The 23,753-nt window shown below is 66.7% G+C and carries 26 protein-coding genes and 1 pseudogene; 6 read left to right on the top strand and 21 right to left on the bottom strand.

What is annotated here, in order from left to right; genetic code table 11:
- Nucleotides 1-197: 197 nt before the first annotated feature.
- The 4 genes from ACH4S8_RS32545 to ACH4S8_RS32530 are packed head-to-tail and all read right to left on the bottom strand — an operon-like array spanning nucleotide 198 to nucleotide 3,356.
- Nucleotides 198-1,364, bottom strand: coding sequence for a DUF3631 domain-containing protein (locus tag ACH4S8_RS32545; protein WP_398400470.1), 1,167 nt, complete (start codon nucleotides 1,362-1,364; stop codon nucleotides 198-200).
- Complete coding sequence (locus tag ACH4S8_RS32540; protein ID WP_398400468.1) at nucleotides 1,361-1,714, bottom strand: hypothetical protein; 354 nt, start codon at nucleotides 1,712-1,714, stop codon at nucleotides 1,361-1,363. The genes ACH4S8_RS32545 and ACH4S8_RS32540 overlap by 4 nt, the downstream gene beginning before the upstream one ends.
- Complete coding sequence (locus ACH4S8_RS32535; protein WP_398400466.1) at nucleotides 1,711-2,601, bottom strand: bifunctional DNA primase/polymerase; 891 nt, start codon at nucleotides 2,599-2,601, stop codon at nucleotides 1,711-1,713. Before ACH4S8_RS32535 ends, ACH4S8_RS32540 begins: the two co-directional genes overlap by 4 nt.
- Nucleotides 2,598-3,356, bottom strand: coding sequence for a DNA methylase (locus tag ACH4S8_RS32530; RefSeq protein WP_398400464.1), 759 nt, complete (start codon nucleotides 3,354-3,356; stop codon nucleotides 2,598-2,600). Before ACH4S8_RS32530 ends, ACH4S8_RS32535 begins: the two co-directional genes overlap by 4 nt.
- Before the next feature lie 225 nt (nucleotides 3,357-3,581).
- Here ACH4S8_RS32530 and ACH4S8_RS32525 point away from each other — a divergent pair, with 225 nt between their 5' ends.
- Entirely contained in the window at nucleotides 3,582-4,094 is a 513-nt protein-coding gene (locus ACH4S8_RS32525; protein ID WP_398400462.1) for a hypothetical protein, read from the top strand.
- 24 nt (nucleotides 4,095-4,118) lie between these two features.
- Here ACH4S8_RS32525 and ACH4S8_RS32520 read toward each other — a convergent pair whose 3' ends face one another.
- The 4 genes from ACH4S8_RS32520 to ACH4S8_RS32505 all read right to left on the bottom strand — a co-directional run bounded on the left by ACH4S8_RS32520 (nucleotide 4,119) and on the right by ACH4S8_RS32505 (nucleotide 6,465).
- Complete coding sequence (locus tag ACH4S8_RS32520) at nucleotides 4,119-4,727, bottom strand: hypothetical protein (protein WP_398400460.1); 609 nt, start codon at nucleotides 4,725-4,727, stop codon at nucleotides 4,119-4,121.
- Between the two features lie 13 nt (nucleotides 4,728-4,740).
- Nucleotides 4,741-4,929 carry a hypothetical protein gene (locus ACH4S8_RS32515; RefSeq protein WP_164192113.1) on the bottom strand — a complete coding sequence of 63 codons (189 nt, stop codon included), beginning with the start codon at nucleotides 4,927-4,929 and terminating at the stop codon, nucleotides 4,741-4,743.
- Between the two features lie 19 nt (nucleotides 4,930-4,948).
- A complete protein-coding gene (locus ACH4S8_RS32510) occupies nucleotides 4,949-5,200 on the bottom strand; it encodes a hypothetical protein (RefSeq protein WP_398400457.1) in 252 nt (83 codons plus the stop codon).
- Between the two features lie 140 nt (nucleotides 5,201-5,340).
- On the bottom strand, nucleotides 5,341-6,465 hold the full coding sequence (locus ACH4S8_RS32505; protein WP_398400716.1) for a hypothetical protein: 1,125 nt from the start codon (nucleotides 6,463-6,465) through the stop codon (nucleotides 5,341-5,343).
- Nucleotides 6,466-6,574: 109 nt separating this feature from the next.
- On the opposite strand from ACH4S8_RS32505, the gene ACH4S8_RS32500 reads away from it, so the two are divergent.
- Nucleotides 6,575-7,579 carry a hypothetical protein gene (locus ACH4S8_RS32500; RefSeq protein WP_398400455.1) on the top strand — a complete coding sequence of 335 codons (1,005 nt, stop codon included), beginning with the start codon at nucleotides 6,575-6,577 and terminating at the stop codon, nucleotides 7,577-7,579.
- A 92-nt stretch (nucleotides 7,580-7,671) separates the two neighbouring features.
- Here the strand turns inward: ACH4S8_RS32500 and ACH4S8_RS32495 are convergent.
- The 5 genes and pseudogenes from ACH4S8_RS32495 to ACH4S8_RS32475 all read right to left on the bottom strand — a co-directional run.
- Nucleotides 7,672-8,043, bottom strand: a pseudogene (locus ACH4S8_RS32495) (RRQRL motif-containing zinc-binding protein); the annotation flags it as partial.
- The gene (locus tag ACH4S8_RS32490) at nucleotides 8,043-8,693 is read right to left on the bottom strand and encodes a GGDEF domain-containing protein (protein WP_398400453.1); all 651 of its coding nucleotides are present in this window, start codon (nucleotides 8,691-8,693) and stop codon (nucleotides 8,043-8,045) included. The pseudogene ACH4S8_RS32495 and the gene ACH4S8_RS32490, both read right to left, overlap by 1 nt.
- Nucleotides 8,690-9,670 carry a DUF2637 domain-containing protein gene (locus ACH4S8_RS32485; RefSeq protein ID WP_398400451.1) on the bottom strand — a complete coding sequence of 327 codons (981 nt, stop codon included), beginning with the start codon at nucleotides 9,668-9,670 and terminating at the stop codon, nucleotides 8,690-8,692. Before ACH4S8_RS32485 ends, ACH4S8_RS32490 begins: the two co-directional genes overlap by 4 nt.
- A complete protein-coding gene (locus ACH4S8_RS32480; protein WP_398400449.1) occupies nucleotides 9,667-9,813 on the bottom strand; it encodes a hypothetical protein in 147 nt (48 codons plus the stop codon). The genes ACH4S8_RS32485 and ACH4S8_RS32480 overlap by 4 nt, the downstream gene beginning before the upstream one ends.
- Entirely contained in the window at nucleotides 9,810-10,100 is a 291-nt protein-coding gene (locus ACH4S8_RS32475) for a hypothetical protein (protein WP_398400447.1), read from the bottom strand. Before ACH4S8_RS32475 ends, ACH4S8_RS32480 begins: the two co-directional genes overlap by 4 nt.
- A gap of 435 nt (nucleotides 10,101-10,535) precedes the next feature.
- Between ACH4S8_RS32475 and ACH4S8_RS32470 the strand changes: the two genes are divergently transcribed.
- Both ACH4S8_RS32470 and ACH4S8_RS32465 read left to right on the top strand, forming a co-directional pair.
- Complete coding sequence (locus ACH4S8_RS32470) at nucleotides 10,536-10,916, top strand: GntR family transcriptional regulator (protein ID WP_398400445.1); 381 nt, start codon at nucleotides 10,536-10,538, stop codon at nucleotides 10,914-10,916.
- 158 nt (nucleotides 10,917-11,074) lie between these two features.
- Nucleotides 11,075-12,322 carry an XRE family transcriptional regulator gene (locus ACH4S8_RS32465; RefSeq protein ID WP_398400443.1) on the top strand — a complete coding sequence of 416 codons (1,248 nt, stop codon included), beginning with the start codon at nucleotides 11,075-11,077 and terminating at the stop codon, nucleotides 12,320-12,322.
- 104 nt (nucleotides 12,323-12,426) lie between these two features.
- Here the strand turns inward: ACH4S8_RS32465 and ACH4S8_RS32460 are convergent, their stop codons facing one another.
- Together ACH4S8_RS32460 and ACH4S8_RS32455 are read right to left on the bottom strand one after the other, a co-directional pair.
- Entirely contained in the window at nucleotides 12,427-13,212 is a 786-nt protein-coding gene (locus ACH4S8_RS32460) for a ubiquitin-like protein Pup (RefSeq protein ID WP_398400441.1), read from the bottom strand.
- A 95-nt stretch (nucleotides 13,213-13,307) separates the two neighbouring features.
- The gene (locus ACH4S8_RS32455; RefSeq protein ID WP_398400439.1) at nucleotides 13,308-13,622 is read right to left on the bottom strand and encodes a hypothetical protein; all 315 of its coding nucleotides are present in this window, start codon (nucleotides 13,620-13,622) and stop codon (nucleotides 13,308-13,310) included.
- A 1,436-nt stretch (nucleotides 13,623-15,058) separates the two neighbouring features.
- On the opposite strand from ACH4S8_RS32455, the gene ACH4S8_RS32450 reads away from it, so the two are divergent.
- Nucleotides 15,059-15,952 carry a hypothetical protein gene (locus ACH4S8_RS32450; protein ID WP_398400437.1) on the top strand — a complete coding sequence of 298 codons (894 nt, stop codon included), beginning with the start codon at nucleotides 15,059-15,061 and terminating at the stop codon, nucleotides 15,950-15,952.
- A 2,305-nt stretch (nucleotides 15,953-18,257) separates the two neighbouring features.
- On the opposite strand, the gene ACH4S8_RS32445 is transcribed toward ACH4S8_RS32450, so the two are convergent.
- Genes ACH4S8_RS32445 through ACH4S8_RS32430 form a run of 4 tightly spaced genes read right to left on the bottom strand, consistent with a single transcriptional unit; the run spans nucleotide 18,258 to nucleotide 20,656 of the window.
- Nucleotides 18,258-18,668, bottom strand: coding sequence for a tyrosine-type recombinase/integrase (locus tag ACH4S8_RS32445; RefSeq protein ID WP_398400435.1), 411 nt, complete (start codon nucleotides 18,666-18,668; stop codon nucleotides 18,258-18,260).
- Between the two features lie 43 nt (nucleotides 18,669-18,711).
- On the bottom strand, nucleotides 18,712-19,569 hold the full coding sequence (gene xerC / locus ACH4S8_RS32440; RefSeq protein ID WP_398400433.1) for a tyrosine recombinase XerC: 858 nt from the start codon (nucleotides 19,567-19,569) through the stop codon (nucleotides 18,712-18,714).
- Nucleotides 19,566-19,772: an excisionase family DNA-binding protein gene (locus ACH4S8_RS32435; RefSeq protein ID WP_398400431.1), complete on the bottom strand. Its 207-nt coding sequence runs from the start codon at nucleotides 19,770-19,772 to the stop codon at nucleotides 19,566-19,568. Before ACH4S8_RS32435 ends, xerC begins: the two co-directional genes overlap by 4 nt.
- Nucleotides 19,769-20,656 carry a replication initiator gene (locus tag ACH4S8_RS32430; protein ID WP_398400714.1) on the bottom strand — a complete coding sequence of 296 codons (888 nt, stop codon included), beginning with the start codon at nucleotides 20,654-20,656 and terminating at the stop codon, nucleotides 19,769-19,771. Before ACH4S8_RS32430 ends, ACH4S8_RS32435 begins: the two co-directional genes overlap by 4 nt.
- 263 nt (nucleotides 20,657-20,919) lie before the next feature.
- Between ACH4S8_RS32430 and ACH4S8_RS32425 the strand changes: the two genes are divergently transcribed.
- Nucleotides 20,920-21,489 carry a DUF4232 domain-containing protein gene (locus tag ACH4S8_RS32425; protein ID WP_398400429.1) on the top strand — a complete coding sequence of 190 codons (570 nt, stop codon included), beginning with the start codon at nucleotides 20,920-20,922 and terminating at the stop codon, nucleotides 21,487-21,489.
- A gap of 456 nt (nucleotides 21,490-21,945) precedes the next feature.
- Here the strand turns inward: ACH4S8_RS32425 and ACH4S8_RS32420 are convergent, their stop codons facing one another.
- Together ACH4S8_RS32420 and ACH4S8_RS32415 are read right to left on the bottom strand one after the other, a co-directional pair.
- On the bottom strand, nucleotides 21,946-22,803 hold the full coding sequence (locus tag ACH4S8_RS32420; RefSeq protein ID WP_398400427.1) for an integrase: 858 nt from the start codon (nucleotides 22,801-22,803) through the stop codon (nucleotides 21,946-21,948).
- Nucleotides 22,800-23,651, bottom strand: coding sequence for a sigma factor-like helix-turn-helix DNA-binding protein (locus ACH4S8_RS32415; protein ID WP_398400425.1), 852 nt, complete (start codon nucleotides 23,649-23,651; stop codon nucleotides 22,800-22,802). Before ACH4S8_RS32415 ends, ACH4S8_RS32420 begins: the two co-directional genes overlap by 4 nt.
- Between the last annotated feature and the right edge of the window lie 102 nt (nucleotides 23,652-23,753).

Raw genomic sequence — 23,753 nt, 5'->3', positions numbered from 1 at the left:
AGGGGCGGTGGTCCCCTTCCTGTCAGGTCCGCTACTTCCGCTACCTCCGCTACCGCCCTGCTCAGGGGCATGATCGAGGTAGCGGATAGGGGTGGAGGTAGCGGATAGAGCCGCTACTGGCCGACAGGGCGGCCCGTGGGCCGGTAGCGGATGAGGTGGTGCGGGTAGCGGATAAATCCGGGCTTGCCGCTACTTTTCTAGGCCTCTGACCTGCTCGGTAGCGGAGGTAGCGGAAGTAGCGGACTCTCAGGGGGTGGGGGGCAGTAGCGCTCCCACGCATCGTGAAGGTCCGCGGCGTAGTAGCCCTTCATCACGCTGCCGCCCGTCTTGATGTTCCGGGCCGCTACCGGGGTGTTGTCCGCAGTCATGTATTCGCGCAGCATTCGCGCGAGACCGCGGGCGTCGAGGGGCTTGCCGCTCATGTCCGCCCACGGGGCCTCTTCGAGGCTGTGGAGGCGGTCAAGGACAGCGACGGTTGGCAGGCGGTCGATGCCGTTGAACACGTAGTCCCGCAGGTCCGTCAGGAGCCGGATACCGATGCTGCCCTTGTCCCCGACTTTGGCAGCGTTGACCAGTTCCACGCACGCCGCGCGAGCCCGCTCCGGCCACGCTCCCCCGGCTGCATCGGCAACCGCGAGCAGCGGTTCCCACACGTCCGCCGGCCGGTCGGTGACCTCCGGAGGCAACGTGGGGAACACTCCGTCGACCAGGTGCCGCACGGACTGGGCCCAGTCAGCGAGCCGGTCGCGCAGGGCGTTGCCTTCCTTCTCGTGGATGCGCTGCCGGTAGGCCTCCACGAATTCGTTCCTCGCGCGGCGGCGCATGCGGACGATGACCGAGCGGGTCAGGATCGTGTCCGGCAGCGAGCCGAGCCCTGCCATGGCTACGGCGCAGTACGAGGGGAATTCCTGTACTTGCTGGTTGGCACCGTCGCCGACGCAGCGCCACATACCAACTCCGCGGCGGTGTCCGGCATTCAGGAACCCGCGCAGGGGCTCGTTGTCTCCGGCCTTGGGCCCGAACACGGTGTCTACTTCGTCGAAGAGGATCGTGGGTCGCGTTTCCAGGGTCGACACCGCGCGGAAGAGCACCGACGCGGATGCGTTGGCCGCAACGAGCGGCTTGGGCACCAGGGTTTCGATGATCTCCAGCGCGCGGGACTTCCCCGAGCCGGGCTCCGGTGAGAGGAACGCGATCCTCGGTGTGGCGTCGAAGCAGTCGAGCAGGTGCGCGTGAGCGTTCCACAACGTCACGGCGACGTAGGCCGCTTCGAGGGGGAAGACGTTGAAGCGGCGGTGGAAGGCTTCCACTTCATCGAGCAGAGCGGAGCCGTCCGTGGGGTGTGCCAGCGGTTTGGTGGTCATGCCGCGGCCTTCCCTTCCTGGGTAGTGCGGAGCGGGCAGTTGTCGCGGTGCGCGGTGTGGTCGCTGATCAGGGCCAGCACCCTGCGGTGGCCCACGGCGCTGAGGTCCCTGCCGCACAGGCACCGCGATGTGGCCGTGGGGATCGCGCCTTTTGGAGCGCGGATGTGGAGCCAGGCGACCGGATACCGGCCGTCTCCCTGCTGCGTGTCAGGACGAAGAGCTGAAATAACGCCTTCGGCGCCGCCCGTCGACTCGCCCTCAGCCGGATCGAGCGCGGCTTGTGCGGCGGCGCACGGGCCGGTCGAAGTGGCGGGGAGGCTCTTCAGTGGGAGGCGGGGCGGGGTGCTCATGCGGCCCTCCCCCGCTGGTTTCGTGCAATCGACCAGTTCAGACCGCTCCGAATGGTCGCTTCACAGGACCGCAGCGAGAGACCTGCCTGCTCCCCCGCCCACTGAAGAGCCTCCTCAACCTGCTCCCTGGGGAGGTCGCCCCACGCGATGAACCGCCCCAGGGCTCGCGCGGCCCGCAGCAGCGTGGCGTTGCGCTCGCCCTCTGGGGCCTGCCGGACGGACGTGATTTCCGCGTTCAGACCCGCTACGGCGTAGCTGGATGCCTGCGCGGACGACGGCGCAGCCATAAGCGCCCGCGATGCCTGACGAGTCGCCAGGCGAACATGCAGCCAATCCGGCAGCACGATGGGCGGTGTGTCGTCGACGATGGCGTACGCACCAGTGGGGGTAAGGCTGCCGGGGGCGACGACGTAGCCACCCCAGGCTCGGGTGTCGATGCGCTTGCCGAGCCGTCCGGCCGTGTTGCCGAGTCGAATTCCGGGCGGGGCGGTGAAGTACAGGTGGACTCCGCCGCCTGCGGTCCGGATCGTGTGGGTGGTGGGAACGGCCTGTCCGGCGCGCTCGCAGAGCGCACGAAAGGTCGTCACGCCGGAAGGCGTGTCCGCACTGCTCCTGCGCTTGGGCATGTCGAGGTCGACGACGACCAGCCCAGACGGACCGGTCGCAATGCCCACGTTGAACGGCAGGTCGCCCCAGGCACGGCGGATGCGGTCCGGGTCGATGGTGGCTCGCTCTTCCCACTTGCGATGGCCAGCCGCGCAATCGCCGATGCCAGGACAGACGTCCTCGCCATGCAGGGCTGGCCGCTTGTCACCGGGGCGCAGCGGCAACACGGCCCAACCCCGTTCGGCCGCATCCAGCGCGGCATACAGGAGGTGCTTATTCATGCCGCCACCTCCACAGCACGTGAAGCGAGGTAGGCGCGGCCGATCCACTCTGTATAGGCGGGCGGAATGGCCTCGGTCAGTTCCTCGCGGACGTCCGTCCACGTGATGCCCATCGCAGTCTGAAGCTCAGGGATGGACGGCTTGCCCCCGCCGTTGCCGTAAGCAGCCACGTACGGACCATCGAAGTACTCACCATGCCGCCAACCCTTCACCCGCCCGCGGTGGGGTACGTGCGCCGGCTGCTCAGCGGTCCACCCGCCCAACTCGAAGTTGCGGTGGCGGATGACGCCGAGCCCGAACATCTCACCGCACAGCGTGAGGTCTTTGCGGATCTCTGCGCGGCCATTGGGCTGCTCCATGAGATACGGCAAGCCAGTCCTGTCGAGCAGGTCCCGGGTGGGTGCCACCAGATCTTCATGGGTACCGCCCCAGCCTTGGGACCGGTTCGTCCCAACGGTCAGCGTGCACTTGTCCTGACACGGCGGGGAGGCGTGCACGAATGCGTACCGTCCGATCTCCCCAGAGCGGATCAGCGTGGCGAGTCGTTCCAGCGCGTCGCCCCGGTGATGCGGGAAGGGGTAGTTGGGCCGGTCGGCGATGTCCACACCGTCCACCGCGAAGCCAGCGCAGGCATAGCCCATGGCGGCGCCGCCAGCGCACGAGAACAAGTCCAGGAGGCGCGGCCGCAGCCGATCGCTACCCCATGAGGTGGCGTGGGCCGGACGGCCCTCGCTGAATAACGCTCGTTCGGTCATGCTGGAGGTCTCCTAGTTCTGAGAGGGACGGGAGGACCGGGGCGGGCGCAGGCTTGTGGTGAGACGGCGCCCGCCTCGGGTGTGTCTGCACGTGGACTGCGCGGGGCATCGAACGTACGAGTGCAGACAGCGGGAACGACACGTGCAGTCGTGGGAACTGCTGTCGAGAGCCTTGCGGTGCAACGAAGTGACACCGCAAGGCCAGCAGAAGTGGGGGTACTAGAAATGGCCCTGAACATCGTGACGTTGTTGGTTTCCGTGCTCGCCCTGGTGATCTCGGCCTGGTTGGCGTGGGGACAGCTCACGTCATCCCGGAAGTCGACAATCCTGGCGATGATCATGGATGGGTTCAAAGACACACGGGGAGACGACTACCTAGAGGCGGTCGAGTACGTGCTGTACCAGCTCGCAATCGATCACCCACAGCCGGTGCCCTATCTTCAGCTCCCGGAGGAGGCCAAGAAGCATGTGCAACGGGCCGGTCTCTTCTATAACGACCTGGGCAAACTGGTCGCGCACGGCATCGTCGACGAATCCCTGATCATCGGCGCCTACGGGAAGAGCCTGCTGCGCGCGTGGACCGTACTCGCGCCCTTCGTCTACCTCGAACGCCGCGCGCGTCAGCGCAACGCCATGCCGTACTTCGAGGACCTGGCATGGCGGGTGTCCAACAATCCTCCCGAGAGCGTGTACCGAAAACTGGGGCTCCATGCGCTCCCGCCTCCAACCCCGCGGTGAGCGCCAGTGGACGCTCTCGCGGGCTCAGTGCTCCTTCGACCTGTGGAGGGCGGGCAGCTGTGGCAGGCTCGCGCGCTCCAGGGCCGTGGGGTCGAAGCCGGGCAGCGCTGCGCGGGTGACGAGTGCCTGCGCGAGCTGTTCGGCGTAGGCAGCGCCGGTGCGGGCCACCTCGATCTGGGTGGTGCCGCGGATGGTTTCCACGCGTTCGATGTGGGCGCGTTCCTCACGCCGGTCGCTGACATACCTCTCGTGCGCGACGCACTCGCGGCGGTCGGTGCGCCAGTAGCGGGCGGCGAGACCGTACGCGATGGCGGTGGCGAGCGCCCACAGCAGGAGCGGCAGCGAGGGGCCGTCGGCGTATCCGGCCACGCCCGCGAGGGCGAGCCCGCCGGAGGCGGCGAACGCGGTTCCGGCGATGACGGGGTCTCCGGCCTGGCCGATGCTCGCGCACACGCCGGCCGCCGCCGCGGCGAGGGACAGCGCGGCCATCAGCACGGCGTTTCCGACGCTGTGTTCGGCGCCGTTGGCGTTCCACATCCGGGCCAGGATCAGCACGGTGGACGTGGCGAGGGCGGGCGCTGCCTTGGGGGCGATGAGGGCGAGCCAGTGCCGGGCGATGATCTGTTCGTTCACGGCCGGACTCCTGTCACAGGTCGGGGATGGCGTTGATGACGGCGCGGGTGAGCTCGTTGATGGGTCCGGCGGCGCCGGTGGAGGCGAGGAAGAACCCGAACATCGCGGCGATGAACGCGGCGCCGTAGCCGAGGGACTTGGAGCGGAGCAGGAAGAACAGGACGAGTCCGAAGAGCAGGACCAGGGAGACGGTCACGGCCATGGGGTGGCCTCCTTTCGTGTCAGCGGGTGCCTGCGCGATAGATCCGTGAGGCGCGGTTGCAGATCCAGCGGCCGACGCGGACGCGTTTGCCGCGGCCCTTGCAGCGGCGGCAGTGCTTGCCGCGCTTGGGCCGTCCCTTGCGGTCGGTGGTCATGGCGAAGCCGAAGCCGTTGCACTTGCGGCAGGTGCCGAACGGGCTCCCCGCACACACAGCGGCATAACAGAGCGTGATGGCGAGTAGGCATGCCACAGCGAGGGCTATGGGGGTCATCGGGGTCCCTCCGGGTCGTTTTCCGGGGTTTTCGCAGGTGGGGTGCTATCCGCTAGCTCCCTGATCGGGTGCCGTTTGGGGTGCTAGCGGGGGTGCTACCGATAGCAGGTGGGCCCGCTACCGGTAGCGGTGGTACGGGGCTAGGCGGCGCCCCGGTTTCCGTCACGCTCCGCAATCGCAGTGGTGAGTTCGTCGCGGACGATGCCGCGGCGGGTGGTGCGCTCTCCGTCGTCGGTGGTCCCGGCGATGCCGGTGGTCTTGATGCCGTGCGGCTTGAGCGCGCTGGTGACGTTCTCGCCCTTCCAACCGCCGTAGATCTCCGGCCGCAGCTCCGCGAGCCGAGCGGCGATCCGCTCGTTCCACACCCGCTTCTCCGAGACCGGCACGACCGCGGCGACATCGGCGAGCAGGTCGTAGGACGGCCCGGCCGCGCTCTCGGCGTCCTCCCCGATGGCCACGCCAGACAGGGTGCCCTCGGCCTTGCGCAGCGCGAGCGCCCGCTGAGCGATCGCGTGGGTGGCGTTGTCGTCCAGGTAGGCGGTGCGCACCACGACCGGCAGCGCGCCGGCGCCTCCGAGGTAGCCGTTACCGGCGTCGATCTCCGGGCGGAAGGAGGTGGCGCGCACGCCGTTCTTGTAGGCGGACGTGCCGAGGATCATGTCGTTCTCGACCTGGCCGGCCACGCGGAGGCAGAAGCGGATGGACACGTTGCCGCTGATCCCGGTGGGCAGTGAGTCCTTGTCCGGGCGCTGGGTGGCCAGGACCAGGATCACCCCGAGGGCACGGCCCAGCTTGATGATGAACTCGGCGTCCTCACCTGCCTGTTTGCCGTACTTGGCGTGGGCGAACAGGTTCTGGCACTCGTCGAACACCGCGAGCAGCGGCCACAGCTTGAGTGAGCGCTTGTCGGCGATGGAGCGGGTGATGCGCTTGTCCGGGCACAGGTCCCGCGGCAGCTTCTTGATCGCGGCTGCGCGGCGCATGACCTCGGCGCGCAGCAGCTTGAGGGAGTCGGCGGCGTACTCGATCGCTTCGTCATGGATGCCGGAGACGAACCGGTGCGAGACGCATTCGAGTTCGTCCAGGTCGCCGGTGCCCTTGTTCTCGTGCAGCCACAGTTCCACCGACGGATCCAGCGCCGCACCGCAGGCCAGCACCCGGACAGAGGCGGTCTTGCCCTGGCCGGGCTGCGAGCCGATCAGCACGTTGTGCTGGATCAGCGGCACCGCCTGAGCCCGTCCGCGCGGGTCGATGCCGAACGGCACGCGCTTGAAGACGTCGTGCCGGCGGGCGCCTGCGAGCTGCCACTTGACGATGCCGGTCTTGGACAGGTCCCGGTCCCCGACCCACAGGATCAGGCGTCCCTCGTGCTCGTTGGGGTCGGCGTCCGGCCACACGCACCCGAGCGGGCGGCGCAGGCCAGAGGCGAGCCCGCCGGTCCGCGACGTCCGCCGGGGTCACACCGAGCGGCAGGTCGATGTCGGCGCGCCAGCCCGGTCCCTCGCGGGTGATCGGGGCGACGAACTTGATGCCGTCCTGCCCCTTGGCGACCGCAGACGCGATCTGGCCGATGCCGATGGAGGCCATGGCCTTGACCACGATGTCGCTGGTCAGCTTCTGCACCTCGGTCTTGATGACTGCCCGCGTTGCCAGCGGCGCATCGGCCGGCGCTCCGGCCAGCCCGAAGCCGAGCACCGCCACGGTGGCGGCGATGGCCTGCGTCATCAGCTCTGCGCCGTAGACCAGGAACAGAGCGAGTCCGAGGGCGAAGACGGCGCCGAGGACGGTGAGGATCATCCGCAGGCGGACGCGCCGGTCACGCTGCCGGGAGAGTTTCAGGTACTCGTCCACCTGCTCGTTGGTAGCCGTGTACTGCCGCAGTGCCTCGCCCTCGGCATCCACGGACCAACGGCCCACCTTGCCCAGAGTGTTGAGCGCGCCGCGAGGGGCGCGCCAGGCCAGTTTGGGCAGGTAGACGAACGGCACGCGGACCGCGTGGAAGGCGACGGTGTGCCAGGCGTGCCCGGCCAGCCAGCCGAGCGCTTCCTTGAACTCGTGGCCCGACTTGAGCCAGGCCGGGAAGACGTCCAGCCGCTTGGAGTTCTTGATCCGGTCGATGACACCGGGACCGGACACGGTCGGCACCGTGCTGTCGACCAGCGTCGGCCGTCCGTCGGCCGACTCGGTCGGCTCCGGGTCGGCCGACTGCGACGGCCGGGAGTCGGCCAACGAGTCGGGGGCCGGGTCGGTCGACTCGCCGCGCGCGGTCCGGGCCTTGCCGAGGTCGACCACCTCACCCCCGGACGGGGCCGCAGGGTCGGTCATTTCGGCTTCCAGACGGTTGAAGAGTTCGTTGTCGTCATCGGGGTGTTTCACTGACAGTTCCTTCTCTCGGGAGGGAAAGGGCGGGCCCGGCCGTCGCTGTAGGAGGTGGGCGGTCGGGCCCGCCGCGGTTGGTCATGCGGCGCGCTGTCCTCGGGGTAGGCGCAGGACACGCACGTTCCGAGCGAGGTCGGAATGACGTATCCGGCGTCCAACTGGCACTTCGGGCAGGTGCGGCGAGCGAGCATCGCCAGGGCGAGCGCACCCCACTTGCGGGAGGTCATCGGCCGCACCGGTCGGGCGCGGTCGACGCGGTAGAGGTAGGCGACCTGCACCCCGGACTTCCGACCCCGGTGACGGCGCATCACCTGCGCCGCAATCGGCTGTCCGCCGGGCCTCAGCCCGCGGTCCCGGAGCTGACGACGGGTGGCGTAGCCGTCCGGGGCGAAACGCCACGGGAAGGTGGGGACCCCGTACCGGGTGCCGTTGGGGTCGTAGCACTTGCCGAACGCCGTGGACATCACGCCGCCACCCCGACAACCGGCGCATCAGTGCGGGCGCCGGTCCGGCCGGCACGGCGACCGGTGACGGTGGCGAACAGCCAGCCCAGCCCGGCCCGACGCAGTCCGGCACGAGCCTGCTTGGCCGCGTACATCGCCTCATCCGCCCGCCGCAGCAGCCCAGACAAGTCATCGTCGGGGAAGTCCGCGGCACGTACCCAGCCGAGCGAGACCGTGGTGTGTACAGCCTGGTCCTGGCCGTCGACCGGACGGGCGAGCACGGCATGCAGGACGGCGAGCAGGTCGCCAGCGGTGCCGTGGTCATCGATGACGACAGCAGCGAACTCATCACCCCCGAGCCGCCCGGCCACACCGGAGTCCTGCACGTAGTGGGTGAGCCGGTCCGCGGTCGCCTTCAACAGTGCGTCCCCGGCCGCATGCCCGAACGTGTCGTTGATCTGCTTGAAGCGGTCCACGTCGGCCAGCACCACCACCGCGCGCGGGTCCTTGAGCAGAGCGGTGGCGCGGCGGGTGAACCCGTCACGGGTCCGTAAGCCGGTCAGCGGGTCACGCCGTGCCGTGTCGAGACGGGCCCGCAGCCGCCAGGCGTGGACAGCCCAGCCCGCAGCCGGGGCCAGTGCGGAGAACAGGACGGTAGCCGGAGTGCTCATGCTGCCGCCCCCTCGCGGCTGTTGGTGCTGTCGATGGGGTGCAGGCGCCGGCCGTCCGCGCGCTCACTGAGCAGCAGGTCCCGCAGCACGCGGGAGTTCGCGGCCGAGCAGTGCAGCGTGGTGCGGATCGCTTCGGCGTTGATCGCGTCATCCGCCCACCCGGCCGTGGCCTCGCGGGCTTCGGCGAGCAGTTCAGCGGGAGTCCGCGGCGCCTTGCCGGTCTTGGCTTTGGCGGTGCGCTTGCGCGGCGGCTTGGGCGTCTCCTGCTTCGGCGGCTCCGCATCCTGCGGCGGGACAGGCGACAGGTCGTCGTTGGCCGGGGCCAGCTCACCCAGCTTCAACAGCACCCGCTCCGGCCGCGGAGTCTTGGAACGCCACCGCCAGCCGAACCGCTCGCGTAGCTCCGCACGGGCCAACTGCCGCTCACGCTCACGTCCCAAGGCTTCGGAGTAGGAGGTGACCTCCCACAGGGTCATGCGGCGCCACAGGGCGAACGTCGACAGCGGGGCGAGCAGCCAGCGCGATCGGCGGATCTTCTCCATCCGCCGGCCGGTGACGGCGCCGATACGGGAGGCGTAGACGTGCGCGGCCACCTCGGACAGGACCACCCACAGCAGCGGCATCGTGCCGTGCGCGAGCTTCGCGGACAGCGAGTGTCCGGCCGCGACGTTGAGCCAGCACGTCACCCCGGTCAGCGCCCACGGCACGAACCGCACCCAGCCCAACGGCATGTCCGTACGGATCAGCAGCAGAAACGCCGCGGTGAACACCGGAATCGCCGTGTCGATGCCCACAGGCAACATCCACGGGGAAGCAAACCCCCAGCGCGCCCCAGCCGCGGACACCGCCTCGAAGGAAGAAGCCAGGCCCAGGCCCCCGACCCCGGCCGCGAGTACGGCGACCGCGCCTAACAGCCACAGTTCCGGCGTCATCAGCGGCGGCACGGCCGGACGCTCGATGGTCTCTGACGCGCTCATGCGCTCTCACCGTCCTGCGATGCCCGGAACTGGGCCTCCATCAGTTCGGCTTCCACGTCGGCCACCTGGCCGTCGACGATGCGCTGATAAACAGCCTCGCTCTCCAGGAACATGCGGTCCTGGAAGTTCGGGTCCTCACTCATGCCGCCGCCCCCTTACGCATCGAGCGACGGCATCGGACCGGACGAGACAGCGGGATGACCTCGAACAGGTCGGGGTTCTCCTCGATGACCTGGGCCGCGATGCGGATCAGGTCATCGAGGAGGTTCGGGTTGTCGGCGAGGATGTCGCGCGCCGCATCCAAACGGGCGGCGCGCTCGTCGTCGCTCTCGCCCTCGACTCCGAGCCACAGCTCAATCGGGGTGCCGAGCGCGAGTTCCGCGAAGTCCTCAGAGGAAATGGCCTGTTGGCGGCCGACGTACGTACGCATGGAAGGCTCCTGAAGTAGAGGGACAGGAAGCCGAAGCAGCCGCAGGCGTGTTGGTGAGACGGCGACTACTCCGGAAGAACCCAGGCCGCGAGCGCGGCACGGGTCGGTTCCGGACGGTTGTTCTTGTCTCCTTCATCGCGACCGCGCTCCCGTGTCAGGTAGAGCTGTCCGGCCTCGAAGCAGGCGTATGGAGACGTGACCTTTCGGTCTAAGCCCTCCGGTGAATGCCAAGGCGCCGGGTCGCCTCCCCCCGTCCGATGCGGGGCTCCTGGTCGTGCGGCCTTGCAGGTCAAGCACTTACAGACTCAGTCGGCGGAGCCCTTCCAAGCCCACCGTACTGATACGTAACAGCATGTACTAGCACGTTCCGTGGCGCAAGAGGGCCGCGAAGATTCGTGCTAGGTCGTACTAGGGGTGGGTACGCTCGATGCCGTGATGAGCGCTGAAATCTCGAAAGACGACCCCAGACCGGAGTCCGAGCAGGCGGCCGACATCCTGCGGCGAGAGATCGCACGTGGCGATATCAAGCCGGGGTCCCATGTGGGCTCCGTACGAGACTTGGCTACGCGCTTCAAAATCTCGGGAATGACGGTGCAACGAGCCCTTGCGATCCTCCGCGAGGATGGGCTCATCCTGACCACGTCGCGCGGTAGCTACGCCCTCGATCCGCAGCAAGCCATTGAAGACAGCGGAACCGACGCGGGTGTCGACCTTCCCGAAGTCCTGCGCCAGCTCGAACATCTCACCTCCCAAGTCTCGGAACTGCGCGGCAGGCTCGAAGCGCTCGAAAGTCGCTCCGCGCCGGGTGGTGCGTGATCTGCAACTAGCATGCGCCGAACGGGAGTTGAGAGGTAAGTGACAGTCGGGGGACGACAAACCGGAGGAGGGGACATGTCCGGTGACACCGGCCTGTCACCTTCCCTGTCCCCCTGGCTCGCGCGGGAGACTCGGAGCAGGCACGCAGAGGAGGGCGCATGACCGACGACAGGCCCGCATGGGCGCGACGCATCGCGGCTGAACGCACGGCGCGCGACTGGTCTCAACGTGACGCAGTCAGGGCCCTGCGAGCGCACGCTCCCACAGAGCTGCCGGCGGAAGAGAGCATGATTCGTCAGTGGAAGCGCTGGGAGTCAGGCCAGATGCCGAACGACTTCTACCAACCGATCATCGCGGCCACTTTCGGCACAGTGACGCACGCACTCTTCCCGGCGCCCGCGCGGCGAGACGGGGACCGAGAGATCCTGGCTGCGAGCGGCATGGAGACGCTGGAGATTGTGAGCCGACTCAACCGGTCCGACGTCGACAACGCAACGCTCGATGCTCTGCGGATCACAACTGATCGGCTCGCGTCGGAGTATCCGTTCATGCCCAGCGAGCAGCTTCTCGTAGAGGGGCGGCAGTGGCTTCGCCGAGTCGTTGAGCTACACACGAAGAGCCTCACACTCGCACAGCACCGCGAGGTTCTCGCACTGTCCGGTTGGCTCGCACTGTTGGTCGGCTGTGTCGAGTACGACACGGGCGACCGTCACGCGGCCGAGTCGACGCGCCGTGCCGCCCTCTCTCTCGCAACCGAAGCCGACCACGCAGAAGTGGCCGGGTGGGCGCACGAGATGCGGGCATGGTTCGCTCTCACAACCGGCGACTACCGCGGTGTCATCGCAGCAGCGCAGGCCGGAGCCGAGACGGCGGCACATCACGGCGTGGCAGTACAACTCGCCGCCCAGGAAGCCAAGGCGTGGGCACGACTTGGGGACCGCCGGCAGGTTGAGGTAGCCCTGGACAAGGGACGACGGAAGCTCGAAGCGATGCCGTACCCCGAGAACTTGGACAACCACTTCGTCGTGGACCCTGCCAAGTTCGACTTCTACGCGATGGACTGTTACCGGCTGGTCGGCGAAGACAAACTTGCGCGCGCCCTCGCCAATGAAGTGCTGAGGGCAGGAACCGACTTCGACGGAACCGAGCGCTCGCCGATGCGAAACGCGGAAGCACGGGTCACGCTCGGCGTAACAGCAGCACGTGAAGGCGACCTGGAGCAGGCGCTCATCATGGGGAAGCAGGCCCTCGAAGGGGGTCGTAAGTCGGTGCCTTCGCTGATCATGACCAGCCGCGAACTTGCTGCCGAGATGCGGCGCCGGTACGGCTCCGAGCCAACGGCGCAGGACTACCTTGCCCGGCTTCACGCACTCGCCGAACAGAAGCCCGGCTTCATGCCTCGATGAATTTCAGGTTAGACCGCGACGACCGCATGGCATCCAAGGAGCCGACGGCTTGGGCGCGCACTCAGCGACCCACTACGCAAGGGATCAGAGCGCGCGACGCGCCATCATTCTCCACCGTTCGGAGTCCCATCAATCCAACGGTCGATAATTCGTTCCGCCAGTTCAGACGGTTCCAATCCCTCCGACGCCGCCCGACGCAGCATCACATTAAATTGATCAGCTCGGAGCCGAACAAACCACTGAGACTTAAAGAAGTCCCGAGTGAACAGAGCCCAATGGAACGCAGCAGACTCATCCACCGAGTGACCCACGGGATTTCCTCCCATGACGCTTTTAGCCATCCTCCAATCACCTAGGAGCATCTCCTGCAGTTGAAGGTCGAGCGTCCCATCCTCCTGGAGGAACGACTCCGGATCTCCAGGGCCAGGAACATGGCGCATTGCAGATAAAATCCTTGCCATCATTTTCAGGAAGTCATCCCAAGCCATCCCGCTGGCCGCACTGACAGTTACTGCTCCCACAAAGAACGACGGATCGACAATTCCCGACCAGCCTTGTCCGCCTTTCTGGACAAACGATCTGACGAACTGCTCCTCGTCAGCCTGCAGCGCAGCGTCCATCTCATCCAGGATGCTGTCCGTGCTCGCCCGCGAGCCAGCGGTCCTTAGATCCAGGCTGAAAAACTGGAAATACCACGCAAGTACCTCTCTGCCATAAGGAAAACTGAACACCCACCAGAGGCCAGCAACGGTCGCGATCGCGACAACAGTGGAGATAACGCCCGCACTCGGCGAGTAGGAGTAGCTGGACACCAGAAAGGCAACAGTAAGTACGACCAGGCCACTGACTGCAATCGTGAGCACAAATACCCAAAAGCGGCGCCCATACACCCAAAGAATGTCCCTAAGCGATCTCCGAGGCAGGCGAAAACTCTCACAAAATAGTGCTCGCAGTCGCTCGACAGGCAAGGGATGGCCATTCACTATCAATCACCTTTCCAGATTTCAGCCGCGAGGCTCACAAAATCTTTTACCACATAGATAACCAGAAGGGTGAGCGTGCCGACAGTGAACAACCATTTGAGAGCGTCAACAATTACGCCGTCCAGGCCAGGCAGGCTCCCCAACCACTTAAAGCCACCCTCAGCCCTTTGATGCACCCACACCCACCCTAAAATGAAAGAGAAGTCAATGGCTACACACAGAAGAGTGAACCCGAAAATTTGCAACCTTCTCCACAAATTGCGACTTGGACTCCATTTTTTGGTTGACCCTTTCGCATTGCTCGAAGGTCCAGTCATCAGGTAAGTCCTTTACGTATCTCGCGTGAGACGCTCCACCGTCGCTACTTACACTCTGCTAAACAGCGAAGGTTCGCCTCAGGGAGCTATGCCGACTGGCCTAGTGGACGCACCTGGCTGAGGTTCCCCCATTGGTGGGCAGACTTGGCTGCGCCCCTACCTTGCCGTTCGATCAGGTCCGCCCCACTAGAGCACGGGTCAGTGAGGAAACGGCCGGGGGCCAAAGGGGGGCAAACGAGGCAGCAGCACCCGGACTGTCTAGGACGGCCGTGGACGATGCCAGACTCAATCGGGCGGGTCAGTTTCCCATTGGTAAGGCCACCGAGAGCCTGATCGCGTTCGGGAGCAAGCGGTCCACGGGCAAAGTTGGGGCGGGGCATCCCTGACTACGGGGTACCCCCGCTACTTCGAAGCACTGAGGCGACTGCCGACAGGTCTGAACACCAACGACCGCCTCGCGCGCCAGCAAAGCGGTTAGGAGGTCACGCAAATTGCTAATCGTGTTCGAGACGAGGGGCGGCGACGAGGCGTCCGGCGAGTCAACCGAAGATGACTTTGCTCAACTCGCAGTGCCACGAAGCCATCTGCCGCCATCCTAGGACAAGTTGTTGTGCTGAGTCTGGCAAGGAGGCCGACCATGAACTGGTGGGAGGCGTGTTTATGGGGGCTTGTAGGCTCCGCCGCGGTTGAGGCGCTAGATCTCCGCCGGGCGATCCAGCGCGTCAAAGACTTCCCATGGAAGATGCCCGGTGAGATCCCTTTGAGCCCCTACATCGTCGCCGTGATCATCCGCAACGCTCTGGGAGCGGGTCTAGCAGCAGCATTCAGCACTTCAGGGCAGATCGCGGGTCCACTCGGCGCAATCGCGGTCGGTGTAGCCGCTCCGAAGATCGTGGAACAACTCCTGCGTCAAGGGCTGGCCCACCCCGCCGTGGAGCCCATGTCAGCGCCCGTACCCGCCGTAGCTCCCCCGCCAACCGACACACCGGCGCCAGTAGAACCGGTTCCTTCAAATGCGCCTACCGGGCAGCCTGGAACCGCAATCGAAGGGGAAGCCGGTGTCGCCTAAGTCCTTCGTGGAGCAGGTGCGCATCTCACTCACTCGTGAAACCGATGCCTTTCGCCCCTCTGCTCGGCCCGTACGCGAGCGAAGCTTCTGGAGCCAACTCGTTGCCGCGCTCGCCCGCATGCCGGCAGTCGTCATGCCCACCGAAGCAGTGGGCGCACGCAGTAACCCAGAGTGCTCAGATCGTTCTCCCGGCTTCCGGCCTCCCCCGAAGACTTCCGGCCTGTTGTCCGCGCCGGATAGTCCTGCTACGTCTCCTCCCACTCCAGTGCCGGATGCTCCCCGCAACCGTGAGACTCCCCAAGCCGATCCGGCCCAGGACGGCGTGACGGAGCCGAGGCTGGCTGACGTAACGGCTCGCTGGAAGTCCATGCCTCCACAAGATCGACTCCAACGTCGCAATGACCTTCTGGAAGTCGCAGATGGGCTGAAGGCCGCCGCAGCAGCCTTCGACCCCGACTTCGCCCTCGACCGCGCCCGCGCCCACGCCCACGACCTCGCCCGCGACCTCATCCTCGCCCGCGACCTCGACCGTGCCCGCAACTTCTCCGTCGGCCTCTCCATCGACCTCAACCGCGCCCTCGACCGCGCCCGCGACCTCGCCCGCGCCCTCGACTCCATCAACCTCGCCCTCGACCGCACCCCCAACCGCGCCCTCGCCCGCAACCGCGCCCTCGCCCGCGCCCTCGACCCCGCCCGCGCCCGCGCCCACGACCTCGCCCGCAACCTCACCATCGACCCCACCCTCGAGCGCGCCTTCGACCCCGCCCTCGAGCGCGCCTTCGACCGCGCCCGCAACCGCGCCCTCGCCCTCGCCCTCGCTCTCGACCGCGCCCGCAACCTCGACCTCGACCCCGCCCTCGACCGCACCCGTGCCCGCGACCTCGCCCGCGACCTCGCCTACGTCCTCGAGCCCGCCCGCACCCGCGACCTCAACGTCGCCCGCGACCTCGCCCACGAGCTCGCCCGCGGGCGCGGGCACGGGCACGACCTCAACCTCGCCCTCGACTTCATCGCAGCTCGTGACAACCTGACCGACGCGGCAAACGACTTCACCGGCGCCGACCTCACCACCGTGGACCCTGCTGCGGTTAACCTCGCAGGGATCCGTTGGGACAGCGAAACACAGTGGCCCACCCGCGAGTGGACAGCTCGCGTCCGCATGGCATCCGTCGAGAGCCCTCCTGGATCCGGGGTCTTCATCGTCCGACCTGAAGAAGGCCACAACTTCGCCGATCGCGATTCCCTGGCACCAATCTCATGAGGGCACACCTAACGGTGCGACCACTGATGTACGGCGCCATCACCCGCTCACCTGGCAATTGGCCCTGACCAGATCGGATGCGATCTGGAGGTGCAGACTGCGGGGGCCAAACAGGGGGCCAAACGCGGCAACCGCACCAAGACCGTCCCGGACGGTGACGGACAGCACTGGAGTCGAACGGTCAGGTCAATGCCTCCAGATCCAGGTCACGAGGGGGCTGGTCGCGTTCGGGAGCAAGCGGTCCACGGGCAAAGTTGGGGCGGGGCATCCCTGACTACGGGGTACCCCCGCTACTTCGAAGCACTGAGGCGACTGCCGGGATGGCAGCCGCGAGACCTGCATCGAGCCAGCATTCCTGACTGGCACAGGAAGCGTCACACACGCGTCAGCTTTCCGCTGGTTGGAAGGAGCGGGCCACGTCGACTCAGACGGATGGAGCACGACGGTGGCCGTCGACGTGATCCCGGCACCCGGCTCCGTCGTAGACATGCCGCCCTACGGCTCAGCCTTGGACCAAGACCCAACACCTCGTGATGGATAGGTCTCGGATTGGAATCCCGAAGCCGGGCTCAGTGATCTCAACGCGCCATCGCCCAAGATGCACGAGTTAGTCACATAAACAGCATTGGAGTATGTCCCGCCTATGCAATGCACTCAATTAGCGCAAACCCGGTACTTCGATTGAGGGAAAATGCACGCTCTTGCTGGGGATACGTAATTGGTTCACTAAGAATGAGGTGGCTTGAGCACTCGCAGTTCAGAATAATCCACGGGAGGGCAAGATCATCATGGCAAGGCAAGCAGGCTCTAATCAGGAAGCGTCCACAGCCGCTCACCGATCAGTGCACACACCCGATTCGTGGGCGCGCACGGTCGCTTCCGCGGTATTCAATGAAGCTAGCAAAAAGTCAGGCCTCACGGCGGGGCCAGTAGAGATCAAGGCCACGTTCACCGTTCACCCCAACGACACGGTGGATCAGCCAGGCTACGGATTCTGCCTTGCGGTGGGAAAGCAGACCTATTGCTTTGGGGCGTACCATTCGACGACATCAGGGTGACGTGGCTGGTCTCACTTTGGGCTCGTTAGCCAAATTTTAGGGCGTTTCCAGTTCGGAACCCCTGCTCGTCATTGCCAGATAGCGGTGTGAGGGAAAACCCCCTCACACCTTCCTTCAATGACGTCCACAGACATATACGGAATGTTCAATTCTGACACTTGTTTAGCTACTCGGCTATGGCTAGGCCGTCCCACTGGGCCCCACCAAGCCGACGCTCTTCCGATCAGGCAACGATTCCAGTTATACATTCGAGCGAAATGTCACGATCGAGACGCGACCAGATCCAATCCGAGTACGCCATGCGCGCATAAGGTGCATATCCTCATGACTTCATGCGGATGATTCCTTGCAACGAAAATTCTGGGTCACACCAAGAGAGGGAATGCCATGACGGTTTCGGAATATTCAGATCGCGAAGCAGGCGAGGCGATTCGTCTTTCAGTTCACACGCCGGACTCCTGGGCTCGTGCAATTTTCACCTCGGCTCTTTCGGACGCGCGCAGCAATCCAGCATCCGGGACGAAGCCCGTAGTGATCAATGCACAAATCACGATCATTGACGCCGATGACACAGATGCCACGGGAGGGCTCGGAATGTGTATTCAATGGGGGACGAGTCTCTATTGCTTGGGGTCCTACGCAATGCAAGGACAGTAGCCGGGATCACCCAAGCCGGGGTGGCAACCAGGAACCATAGCCCCATTCGCTACGCCAAGGACGCGGGGGTGTCCCACCTGCCCGACTCGGTACGAGCGGCTGCAGCACCAACATGTTGCAGCCGTCGGCGAAGCCCTGTGGGTCGCAGCCGCCGCAGGCGGCTCCCCGTCTGTTCCTGATCGATCAGGAGCGAGCGCCGCAGGACTGAGGGGCCCTGAGGAGTTCATTGCTAGCCCGTGCGAGCGCAGCACGCCTCACCCTCTTGTCTGCTACCAGTCGTCGACTTGAAGCACCTCGCGTTCTCATCTGACAAGCACAGATACAGCAGTCAGTCGGCCACCCCGCCGGGGGGGGCCAAACAGGGGGCCAAACACGGCGACTTCACGGAAACGGCCCCGGACTGTAATGGACAGTGCCGGAGCCGAACGGGCAGGTCAGGTGTCCGGAACGAAGGTCACCAGGGGCGCAATCGCGTTCGGGACGAAGAGGTCGTGGGTTCAAATCCCGCCACCCCGACACTGGTCAGAGGCCACCTAGTGACATCACTAGGTGGCCTCTGTCGTGCGTACAGCAGCGGAGTACAGCAACCGCTATGCCTCTTGCCGGCCGTCCTCGGCTGACGGCTCCTCCGCCCCCTGCTGCTGCTTGCGCTTCCCCTTCTTCTCCTTCTTCTGCTTGCTGCCGCCGCCCAACGCCTTGCCGAGCTTGCGGAGCGCCCGGCGGGTCTCGGCGGAGGGCACGTGCATGTAGACCTCCATCGTGACCGCGATCTCCGAGTGGCGGAGGATCTGCATCGCGATCCGGGGGTGGACGTCGAGGGCCGCCAGGAGTGAGGCGCAGGTGTGGCGGGTGTCGTGGACACGGATACGGCGGACGTCGGCGCGCTCGCAGCGGCGGTCGAACTCGCGGGTGAAGTTCCTCGGCTCGACCGGGGTGCCGTAGCGAGTGGTGAAGACGAGGTCTGATTCCGTCCAGAGATCCTCGGCCCGCTCCTTCGCCACCTGCTGCTCCTTCTGGCGGAGCCGGAGGGCTGTCAGGCAGATGTCAGGCAGCGGGAGACCGCCTCCGAGGCCTCCCCGTCTTGGCCGTGTCGGTGTGCAGCAGCCGCCGACGGACCCGCTGCAACTGGTGGCGAATGTGCAGCTCCCCCGTATCAAGGTTCACGTCCGACCAGGTGAGACCCAGGACCTCTCCCTTGCGCAGGCCTAGAACGAGGATCAGGACGTACGCCGGGTAGAGGTAGTCCCGCCAGATCTGGGCGTTCTCCAGGAAGGCGCAGGCTTCCTCCACCGACCAGGGTTCCGGCCGCTTCCGCCGGGCCCGCTGGACCTTGACGAGCTGGACGACGTTCTTCGAGATGCGCTCCTCGACCATGGCATTGGTGAGCGCGCTGCGAAGGATGGTCCGGGCGTCATTGACCGAGCGCTTCGAGAGCGTCTGTCGGCAGCACTCCCCCATGGCGCAGCACCGCCGCCGTTCCTCGGGCCGCTTGGCGTCCTTGCCCTGGGCGCAGCACTGGCAGGTGTCGGCGAGCTTGCTGAGCCAGCCGCGCATGTCCTGCACGGTCAGCCGGTCCAGCCGCTTGGAGCCGAGGAGCAGCACGACGTAGAGGCGTACGGTCGTCTCGTAGGTCGCTGCGGTCAGCGGCCGGAGGTTGGGCTCCACGACTTCCCGAAGCCAGCAGGCCAAGTACTGGGCGAGGGAAGGCGTGTTGGTCGCCACCGGCCCCTTCTTGGCTTCGTTGTGGAGCTTGAGCCATTTCTCGTGGACGTCCTTGCGGGTCGGTCCGTAGACGTACTTCCGCTTGCGATTGCCCTCCGGGGTCGTGACCCAGGCGTAGGCCGCGTAGCCGTTCCGGTAGGGATAGATCGAGCCTTCGCCGTTGCCTCGCTTGCCGCTCACACGGACCACCTCTCGGATTCGTCGGCACAGCGGTTCACGTAGTCGTCCACCCAGGCCGGGAGGATGCGGCGACTGCGGCCGATCTTGACGGAACGGATCTCGCCGGTGAGGACGAGCATCTTGGTCTTGGAGAGGCTGAAGGCGAGCATCTCGGCGACCTCAGCCGTCGTGTGCCACTTGCGGTGAAGGGTCGCCGTGGTCATGGGGTTGGTTCTCCTTCTCCGTCGGGGGCGGGTGTGCGTGAGGCGGCGAACAACGCTTCTGCGGCGGTCAGGCCGGTGCCGGCGAAGCGCCAGTGCGAGAGCACGAGGACGGTGTCCGGGTCGGGCAGCGGACGGCCCGCCTCGGCGGCACGCTCGCGGGTACGTGCCTCGTTGTGGTCAGTGCGTTCCTGGCGGAGGGCGCCGAGGGTGACGGGGTAGGCGCGGGACTTGGTGGAGAAGTGACCGTGGAAGCCGATCATGTGGGCCCACTTGCGCAGGCGCAGTTCTTCGAGCTCGGGGAGGCCGCCGAGGCGCCAGCAGGTGAGGATCATCTGCCGTGCGTGGTCGGCGACTTCGGCGCCGATGAGATCGGTGATGGGGTTGCGGATGGGGCGGTCGAGCGTGCCTGTCGCGCTTTCGGCGCCCTTGGTCGCGTACTTGGCGATGTACGCGGCGACGGCACGGCTGCTCAGGTTGGTGGGCCCCGTGAAGTCGGCGGACCGGATGGGGCGGACGTCGAGCTGTTCACCGAAGCGGAAGCTGTGAGCACGGCCGTCCAGGGCCGGGCCAGGTGTCTCGGCGAGAGCCGCGGCTGAGCGGATGGCGTCGGTGAGGAGTTCGGTGGTGGCCCAGGACGGCGGGGTGTCCTCGGCTCCGGCCGGGCCGTCGAGACGGATCACGGCATGGAAGTGGACGGCGCCCCGTCGCTGATACTCGGCGACCTTGGCGTACGACACCTTGAGGCAGTCGCGCAGCTCCGAACGACCGATGCCCGCGCGAGATGCGAGCTGATGGCGGAGGTACGTGACGAAGCGGGCCCATAAGGCCTTGACCGTTTGCCATCGGACTTTGACGGACGCGAGTTTGTGCCATCGGAGTTTGATCACCGCAGGTCAGCGACTCAGCGCACCTTCGGTGCGCGCCGGGGGCGTGGTAAAACCCATGGCGCGCTGGAGGTGCTTCTGTCTGCCCTGGCGGCCATCTGCACAGGTGCAGCCTGTCGTCACCGTTCTGTCACAAGTAGTCGCCGCACGAAACCCTGTCGCTCTCCCGCCCTATCTGCACTCACGTACCACGACCACGCGTACCGCGGGGCAACGACCGACGACCGAAACCCGCGGACGAGACGACTCAGGGGGACGACAGCATGCGGCACAGCAACGGCATTCGCAGGGCGGCTCTGGCGACGACGGCGGTCACGGCCGTCGCGGCGGCGGTGACCGGCATCCTGCCCGGCACCGCCATGGCGGCGAGCACCACCACCTCCACCCCGCCGCCCGCCTGCCCGGCCTCCGCCCTCCAGGTCAGCGCCCGGCAGGCCGTCCACCGGCCCGTCGGGACCGGGACCGGGGCGGCGGTCGTGCAGTTCACCAACGTCTCCCGGAAGACGTGCGTCCTGAAGGGCCATCCGACGGTCGCGGGCGCCGGCAACGGCTCCCCCGCCCACAACACCCCGCTCAAGGTCACCCCCACCGGCAGGGCGGCCACCGTGACGGTCCGGCCGCACGGCAAGGCGTGGGTGAAGCTGACCTTCGTCCAGGTCCAGGGGGAGGCCGACGGCTACTGCGTGTCGGGCAAGACCCCGGCGGCGTATCCGACGATGGTCATCGGGCTGCCGCACTCCGGGAAGCACCAGGTCGCCCTGAACGACGGGTGGTGGGCCGAGTGCGACAACAAGGTGACCGTCACCCCGGTCTCGACGGTCAAGCCTTCCTGACCCCACCGTCCCCACACATCGAGCAGCCTGCACGACGATCGTAACGCCCTGACCTGCACGTTTACGAGGCGCTGCGCATAAGTGCAGGTCAGCGACTCAGCGCACCTCGGTGCGCTGAGTCGCTGACCTGCGGTGATCAAACTCCGATGACACAGACTCGCGTCCGTCAAAGTCCGATGACGAACGGTCAAGATCCAGTGGCACGGGACAGGGGTGTCGTTCCGCTGTCACTCGCTGCTCGGCTTCACGTCGGCGACGAGTCGAGGCTGAAGACGCAGGGCTACGGCGGCCACCCGATGAACGTCCACGTTCACCGCCGTCGGCCTGACCAAGTGACGGCCTGGCCACGCGATGCCGGGTTCACCGTCGAGGCCCAGATGCTGATCGACCCTGACGAGAGCGTTCCAGGTGCGGTCCTCTTCGCACGCCGTCAGTCCTAGCAACGCTGGCGCGGCGCTACGCCAGAACCCAATGCAGGATCGTCGCGTCATCCTGCGCCTTGCCTCGCGGCCAACGCCGACCGTCCGGGTCGCCCGCCTCCGCCTCCCGCACACGACGGATCAGCCCATCGGGCCCGACCGACCCGACCGACCCGACCGACCCGACCGACCCGACCGACCCGACAGCTGCCAACGTGTCTTGCCAGGTGGCGAGTTCAAAGAGGTCGACAAGTCGCGTCGCGCCGTCGCTCAGGAGTGTCACCGAGGTCAGCGACTCCACCGGTGCCGTCCCGGTGAAGGCGTGCTCGGCCGCCAGCGGGTCAGGCCCGGCGATCCAGAATCCGCCTGGCTGGTTCCGCAGTCCCGTGAGGGCTTCGCGGTACTCCGCCAGGGCGACCACGTGTTCAGCTGAACCGGTGGGCAGCAAATCAACCGGTGCGCGAAGGCGCTTGCCCACCTCGTCCGACCGTTGGTCCGTGACGGCGGTCGTCTCCCCGTCCAGGTCGGCGAGGAGGAGCGTCGAGTCACCCAGTACCAGGTACTCCAGAACTCCCGCACCGGCCCGGACGGCGACGACCGTACTGGTCGGGCTGGCCCGATGGGCCAGGTCACAGGTGTCCCCGTGCAGGGAGCGGACAGCCCGGATCGAGTCGGCCAGGCACTCGACGAGCGGCCGGGTCGACTGCGTGCTGACGGCGCTCAGCAGAAGGCCGCCCAGCGTCGCGGAGAACCACGCGATGCCGTGCACGCATCCGGTCTCCGCCCCGGCCACGCCGGCCCCGTCGAGGAGGACGGCCGCACCGGGAACGGCAGCAGCGAAATCCTCGTTCTCCCGCGACGGTTCGGCCGGCTGCGAGTCGAGGGCGACCTTCACGCCGTCGTCCCCTCGTCGTGCAGGTAGAGGGGGCAGAGCAGTTCGACGGAGCGCGGTTCGTCGGTCTCGGGGTCGTAGTCGACGCTCACCAGCGTGGAGAAGTGCCGCTCACCCACTTGCCCCCAGAGCGCGTTGAGGTCGGAGGCGAGCAGATGGACGACGCCGAGGGAACCCGCGGTGTGGATGCCGGCGATGGCGAGCACCGAGCCCTTTCCGTCCGGACGGGGCAGCCGACCGAGGTATCCGACGTCATGCGGGCGGTACGGCTCGGTGTCCGCTCCGGCGCCGTACGACGTGCCGGTACGACGGTCCACCAGGGCCCACGGCTCACCGTCCGGATGCTCCCAGGCAAGGACAGGGTCCTGGGCGTACAAGTCGCTCACGGCCTCGGACATGCCCGGCCCGCAGACGACGGCCAGGCCGTCACGGTTGAGGTCGGCCTCACCGCTCACCTGCACGTGCCCGGAGCTGACGCCGAGCCCGTACGACTTGGCCAGCTCTTCGAGCCGCTTCCCGGAGTTCATGTCGGCCATGGCCACGACCGGCCGCTTCTTCTCGCTGTCCCACCGCAACGGGGTGACGACAGTGACGGCGCCCGCGCCCAGGAAAGCACCCTCCGGTGCAGGCCCGGTGTGCCGGATCTGGTGAATCCGCCCTCGGCTCAGGCCCGCCTTTTCGGCAATCTGCGCATACGACAACCCCTGCGCGTGCAGGTCCTGGACCACACGCCGACGCAGCCGAGCGAGTTCCGTGACTTCCTGCTGCGCGTCGGCCAACCTGGTCGTGACCTCACGCAGCAGCAAGTACGGATCATCGATGGCCGCGATCCGCTGCAACTCGTCCGACATACCCACACCTCCTAGACGCACCCAGGAGTCCAGGGCCCTAGACGGTTCGGGCGGGAGACGCCGTCCCGTTCGAACATCAACCACGTAGAAGCCGGACCGATA

The organism is Streptomyces sp. NPDC021080, from assembly GCF_044333225.1.
Lineage (GTDB): Bacteria > Actinomycetota > Actinomycetes > Streptomycetales > Streptomycetaceae > Streptomyces.
The sequence above is the reverse complement of the archived record's forward strand: the minus strand, read 5'-3'. Positions and strand labels throughout refer to the sequence as shown.

Excerpts from the sequence above, each read along its gene's own strand:
- ACH4S8_RS32545 (WP_398400470.1), bottom strand. The coding sequence starts at position 1,364 with ATGACCACCAAACCGCTGGCACACCCCACGGACGGCTCCGCTCTGCTC.
- ACH4S8_RS32540 (WP_398400468.1), bottom strand. The coding sequence starts at position 1,714 with ATGAGCACCCCGCCCCGCCTCCCACTGAAGAGCCTCCCCGCCACTTCG.
- ACH4S8_RS32535 (WP_398400466.1), bottom strand. The coding sequence starts at position 2,601 with ATGAATAAGCACCTCCTGTATGCCGCGCTGGATGCGGCCGAACGGGGT.
- ACH4S8_RS32530 (WP_398400464.1), bottom strand. The coding sequence starts at position 3,356 with ATGACCGAACGAGCGTTATTCAGCGAGGGCCGTCCGGCCCACGCCACC.
- ACH4S8_RS32525 (WP_398400462.1), top strand. The coding sequence starts at position 3,582 with ATGGCCCTGAACATCGTGACGTTGTTGGTTTCCGTGCTCGCCCTGGTG.
- ACH4S8_RS32515 (WP_164192113.1), bottom strand. The coding sequence starts at position 4,929 with ATGGCCGTGACCGTCTCCCTGGTCCTGCTCTTCGGACTCGTCCTGTTC.
- ACH4S8_RS32510 (WP_398400457.1), bottom strand. The coding sequence starts at position 5,200 with ATGACCCCCATAGCCCTCGCTGTGGCATGCCTACTCGCCATCACGCTC.
- ACH4S8_RS32490 (WP_398400453.1), bottom strand. The coding sequence starts at position 8,693 with ATGAGCACTCCGGCTACCGTCCTGTTCTCCGCACTGGCCCCGGCTGCG.
- ACH4S8_RS32485 (WP_398400451.1), bottom strand. The coding sequence starts at position 9,670 with ATGAGCGCGTCAGAGACCATCGAGCGTCCGGCCGTGCCGCCGCTGATG.
- ACH4S8_RS32480 (WP_398400449.1), bottom strand. The coding sequence starts at position 9,813 with ATGAGTGAGGACCCGAACTTCCAGGACCGCATGTTCCTGGAGAGCGAG.
- ACH4S8_RS32475 (WP_398400447.1), bottom strand. The coding sequence starts at position 10,100 with ATGCGTACGTACGTCGGCCGCCAACAGGCCATTTCCTCTGAGGACTTC.
- ACH4S8_RS32470 (WP_398400445.1), top strand. The coding sequence starts at position 10,536 with ATGAGCGCTGAAATCTCGAAAGACGACCCCAGACCGGAGTCCGAGCAG.
- ACH4S8_RS32465 (WP_398400443.1), top strand. The coding sequence starts at position 11,075 with ATGACCGACGACAGGCCCGCATGGGCGCGACGCATCGCGGCTGAACGC.
- ACH4S8_RS32455 (WP_398400439.1), bottom strand. The coding sequence starts at position 13,622 with ATGACTGGACCTTCGAGCAATGCGAAAGGGTCAACCAAAAAATGGAGT.
- ACH4S8_RS32450 (WP_398400437.1), top strand. The coding sequence starts at position 15,059 with ATGCCTCCACAAGATCGACTCCAACGTCGCAATGACCTTCTGGAAGTC.
- ACH4S8_RS32435 (WP_398400431.1), bottom strand. The coding sequence starts at position 19,772 with ATGACCACGGCGACCCTTCACCGCAAGTGGCACACGACGGCTGAGGTC.
- ACH4S8_RS32425 (WP_398400429.1), top strand. The coding sequence starts at position 20,920 with ATGCGGCACAGCAACGGCATTCGCAGGGCGGCTCTGGCGACGACGGCG.
- ACH4S8_RS32415 (WP_398400425.1), bottom strand. The coding sequence starts at position 23,651 with ATGTCGGACGAGTTGCAGCGGATCGCGGCCATCGATGATCCGTACTTG.